Annotated in this window: 5 protein-coding genes; 2 read left to right on the top strand and 3 right to left on the bottom strand. The window is 62.1% G+C overall.

The window, feature by feature from the left end; translation table 11 throughout:
• Window positions 1–609, top strand: a 609-nt coding sequence (locus RDU12_RS11895; protein ID WP_308684775.1) for a hypothetical protein, incomplete at its 5' end; no start/stop codon positions are given.
• Window positions 610–659: 50 nt separating this feature from the next.
• On the opposite strand, the gene RDU12_RS11890 is transcribed toward RDU12_RS11895, so the two are convergent.
• The 3 genes from RDU12_RS11890 to RDU12_RS11880 form a co-directional block, all read right to left on the bottom strand.
• Window positions 660–1,913, bottom strand: a complete 1,254-nt coding sequence (locus RDU12_RS11890; protein ID WP_308684773.1) for a type II toxin-antitoxin system HipA family toxin — start codon at window positions 1,911–1,913, stop codon at window positions 660–662.
• Window positions 1,910–2,227, bottom strand: a complete 318-nt coding sequence (locus tag RDU12_RS11885; RefSeq protein WP_308684771.1) for a helix-turn-helix transcriptional regulator — start codon at window positions 2,225–2,227, stop codon at window positions 1,910–1,912. The genes RDU12_RS11890 and RDU12_RS11885 overlap by 4 nt, the downstream gene beginning before the upstream one ends.
• Before the next feature lie 95 nt (window positions 2,228–2,322).
• Window positions 2,323–3,711, bottom strand: coding sequence for a hypothetical protein (locus RDU12_RS11880; protein WP_308684769.1), 1,389 nt, complete (start codon window positions 3,709–3,711; stop codon window positions 2,323–2,325).
• A gap of 226 nt (window positions 3,712–3,937) precedes the next feature.
• Here RDU12_RS11880 and RDU12_RS11875 point away from each other — a divergent pair.
• Window positions 3,938–4,152, top strand: a 215-nt coding sequence (locus tag RDU12_RS11875; RefSeq protein ID WP_308684777.1) for a hypothetical protein, incomplete at its 3' end; no start/stop codon positions are given.

Below are 4,152 nucleotides of genomic sequence, written 5' to 3'. Positions count from 1 at the left end.
CACCAAGTGGGTAGAGTCGTAAACGGCTCAGCCGGCCAAGGTGGAATTGAGGACCGCATGCAAAAATATCGGATCCCTCTTAGCGAGGCTGAAGAGGTTTTATTCTCCAAGATCGACCTGAGCCTATCGCATCGCAATCACGACGAAGCGCACGCCGCCTACAACGCGAATGCTGAGCCGATATTGGCGCTGCTTGCTTCACTCTCCGAACGGAACGGCGTGCCCGCCCACCGGCTGCGCTACTGGAACGATATCGACTACAATCCCGGCCGGATCAAAGCCTCGCGCAAGGGCATGTTCGAGCGAAACGATTGCCTCGGCGAGGACATCTACACCCACCCGCACTTCATCAAGCACCTGCGCTATCTGTTGCTCGGCGCCGACTTGGCTGATCCCGTGATCATCGACTTTGAAAAGCAGGTCGGGAACCCGGAATGGGTATCGCTCAGCGACGCCATACCGCTGGGCAAGCACGCCCGAAAGCTCGTCCGTCAGTACGGTTTGGAGCCGCATCACCCTTCGGAGGAGTTCTTCAAGCTGTGCCTGGACATGGGCCTGAGCCTCTCGGTCGCCCTGAGCATTATGCGTTCCGTCAAACAGGCCCGCTGAGGAACGGCGCGGCCCGCGGGGTCCTGATCTCCCGGCAGAGCCAGATAGATCTAGTCGAAGAAGCGCGCAGCCACCGCCCCCAGGGCCGTACTGATCTCGGCCTTGGACGCCCTTGTGACCCCAGCCTCCTCGGCGAACCGCGACCAATCTTCCACCGCAGCCCGCACCTCTTCGATCACCGACTCCATCGTCGCGTCCGATAGACCATGCCGTCGCCCCAGCGTCTGGACCTGCGCACGAGTCGGATTGCGGCCCTCGCCCTCAATGTCGAGATAGTGCTCTCCCCCCGGCCCCGCCGAGTAAGTGAGATCATAGGCCGGCGCGAGCCGCCACTCGCCGCCAGCATTCATCAGATAGCTGTGCTGCCGTGTATGATCATCGCGATTGCTGGCGAGCACGTTGAAGACCATTCGACGGAAGGCCGCGAGCAGATCGTCCGCGTGACGCGTGATGGTCAGCGTTGCCCGTAGGAACAGATCGTAGCTCGACGGTAGGCGCCACGGCGCTTCGATCGCACCGCTCAACGAGACCATATGCAAGCGCCGCCCCGGATTCGGCCGGTCGAACCGTCTCGTCGCAAAATAGCCGTGCCCCGTTTTGGAGGGCAAAAGGCGATAAGAAGCCATCTCGAGCTCCGCCGCTATAGCCATGGCTGCGTAGGCCGCCTCAATCGGCCCAATGTCGGGCGGGTCATTCGTGGCCGCGAATTTGACGATCCAGGACTCGTGATCGGGGGCCGTCTCACCCTCCGACACGGAGATGCGCCCCGCACCGTCAAACCCTACGTGAACCTTCGGCCGAGCGCCGCCCGACCCACCGGCCAAGGTGGCCAGGGTGGCCGCAAGCTCGCCTTCGTGGCCAGCAAGGATGGCCATGGATTCAGCGGCCAGAGCATCCAGGTCGAGGCTCTCGACTTCCGGCGGCGGCGCCGTCGCCGGCAAGTAGGTCAAGGCTCCACGCCCCTGATCGCCAACCAGCGCAAGACGGTCCAGCGGACTCAGGGCGTCAATCTGCAGGCCAAGTTTGGCGAGACGCCGGCGCATGACAAGGTAGCCCCACCCCTCCGGCAGGCTGTCGGACAGGAAACCATGCAGGCCTTCGAATTCCCGCCCGCGGGCAGGATGAAGACCGGGCTCGGGAGGGTAGAGCAGGCCAGAGACCGGCAACGCCGCAGCGATCGCCTCGTTGGACCATTCCAGTTGAGCCAGACCCGTGTCCATGGCTAGTCGGCCGACGGGCATGGGAGCTGCCGCATTGTCGAAGGTCAGGCTCGCGGCCAGTGGGGCTCCCGGCGCCAGTTTCATGATTGGAGCGACTTGCGCGCCCGCACCCGAACAGGCGGCGCCGCGTTCGCGGCCTGATGTTTCAGGAGGTCATCAAGGCTCGTGGCGACTGGAGGTGGAAAAAGCGCTTCGAGGTCGCCTTCGCATCGCAAAGCCACAGCCGACTTGATCACGTCCTCAAACGAGGCCTTGCCCTCGTTTTCCAGCCGCCGCCAGGTCCGATAAGCAACACCGGCGCGCTGCGCCGCATCCTGTTGGGTCCAGCCCAAGGCGACGCGGCGGGCCCTTAGTCGCTCCGCGACGGCATGTTGAATTTCGAGAGGCGTTTTTAGCATAGGCCTGATATGGCCAGTTACGTGGCAAAATACAAGTTAATTGTCCTTATATGGACAATATAGAAAGAGGACGGAAGCCTTCTACCGCCATCGCCTTACTCCATCCATTCCAGCGCCAATGGGTCCGAGGTGGGATTCACGTCCAACGCGGCAAATACCCGTTCACGGATCTGACTGAACTCCCGTTCTTTCAGCGCATGTTCGAAATGCTCGGCGACGACCAGGTGATGGGAGTGATGCGCTTCCCTGCCGCAGTCGCACTGATCCGGGTAATCGACACGACGCCAGCGAAACGCATCATCAACCTGGAAATAGCAGCCTCGGGTGATGCCGAAGCCGCCGGGCCGGGCGCCGAAATGGTCGACCGCCAGTTCCGTGAGGAACATCGTCCCATCCTCCAGCATCTCCAGATAGATACCTTTGCCATATTGGCTCGAGTTGGCGGCGTAGGGATGCCGCACCAATCCGTCGATCTCCAACGCCACACTTCTTCGCTCGCGCAAGAGCCGGGTCAGGTTGGGAAAGACCAACTCGCCGGACGCCGTGCCGTGGAAGGTTGTTTCATCCGTCAGGTAAAACGTGGTCTCAGCCAACAGCGTCTCTGGCCCCGCCGCATCTGCCAGCCAGAACCTGCGATAATAGGCCGTGCCTCCCCCGGTACGGCGAATGGTCTTCACCTCATATTCGGGGAGCGGAAGCCCCCGGTCGAAAAAGTCGATGCCGATGCCATCGCCCTCGCTATCGACCTCCCGCTTGACCCAAGGAATCGACAGCAGCGCGGCCATGACCGGGTCGATGGCCGGGCCGGGAAATAGCGCCTCGCACGTCAGTTCTGGCTTTTGCGCAGCATAGGCCTGAAAGACCGCCGATGACGCGAAGACTCGGGTGGCAATGCAGTCGTCGGGCAGCGGCCCGTTCAACGGTCCGACCATGAATGCCGACTGCGCAAGGCAGCGATGACGGCCGGTGGCCGTCGTAATCTCGACCAGATCAACCGTCTGCAGGTCGCGCGCGCGCAACGCCTTGCGGCTGAGCACGTAGACGCAGCCGCGATCGTCGGCGGGTTCGTACCAGGCACGTTGCCGGACCACGAACAGGGGATCTTCGGAGCAATCCTCGATCATTTCACCGCAAGGTTCGGTGCGATAGCTGTTGGCCGCAAACCAACACGCCACGGACGCGTCGGCCGTCGCATCGAGAAAGAACGACCGCCAACCGTAGTGCTGCAGGATGGCCTGATCCGTCGCCAGATCGGTAAGGCCGTCGAACCCTTTGACGTAGGTGGACAGGAGGGCACGCGAGTAGTGCCACCACTTCAGCATCCGCGACGGGATGCAGCCGTGCCGGTCAAAGCTTGTGCGAATATCGGGACCGCCGTCAGTGCGCAGATATTCCCTAGTCTGGCCCCGAAACAAGACGCCGGGCGCCAGGCCGTCGAAGAACGCGCCCAGCTCCTCTACCGTCTGACAGTCGACCGTTTCCATTCTTCCTCCCGCGACGCCCAGCGCCATCGCATCAGCTTAGCATCGAAACCTTTAAGCTTGATCTGCGGATCAAACCGCCTAGCTTGGTCGCTGGCTGATCCGGCCATGCCGTCCACAAATGGCGAAGCCCGCGGGCAGGAGTTTTCGAATACCCCCGTCCTGAACCTCATCCAGGTGCGCGGGCCTAGTGGACACGCCTTCTCGTAAGCACCGCCGGAGTGGTTCAATGCGAATCCAGTTTTCTGATCTAGCGCGGCCCAAACAGGCCGCCAAAAACCTTGTCCGCTTGTCACCGGGCCTGCAGCTCTCAGCAGTTCACGAAGCGCTCGCGCGTGCCCTCGGCTATCGCGACTGGCATGAGCTTTCGAGCAGTCCACCCTCAAGGGACGCAACAGTTTCCTGCGAAACCGACGCCGCCATATCCATCATTCTTGGGCTGGC

The sequence above is a fragment of the Brevundimonas sp. genome (genome assembly GCF_031082345.1).
GTDB lineage: Bacteria > Pseudomonadota > Alphaproteobacteria > Caulobacterales > Caulobacteraceae > Brevundimonas.
This window is presented reverse-complemented; position numbering and strand designations above follow the sequence as displayed.

What these genes read in the sequence shown, in the direction of transcription:
- RDU12_RS11890 (WP_308684773.1), bottom strand. Translation starts at nt 1,913, where the DNA reads ATGAAACTGGCGCCGGGAGCCCCACTGGCCGCGAGCCTGACCTTCGAC.
- RDU12_RS11885 (WP_308684771.1), bottom strand. Translation starts at nt 2,227, where the DNA reads ATGCTAAAAACGCCTCTCGAAATTCAACATGCCGTCGCGGAGCGACTA.
- RDU12_RS11880 (WP_308684769.1), bottom strand. Translation starts at nt 3,711, where the DNA reads ATGGAAACGGTCGACTGTCAGACGGTAGAGGAGCTGGGCGCGTTCTTC.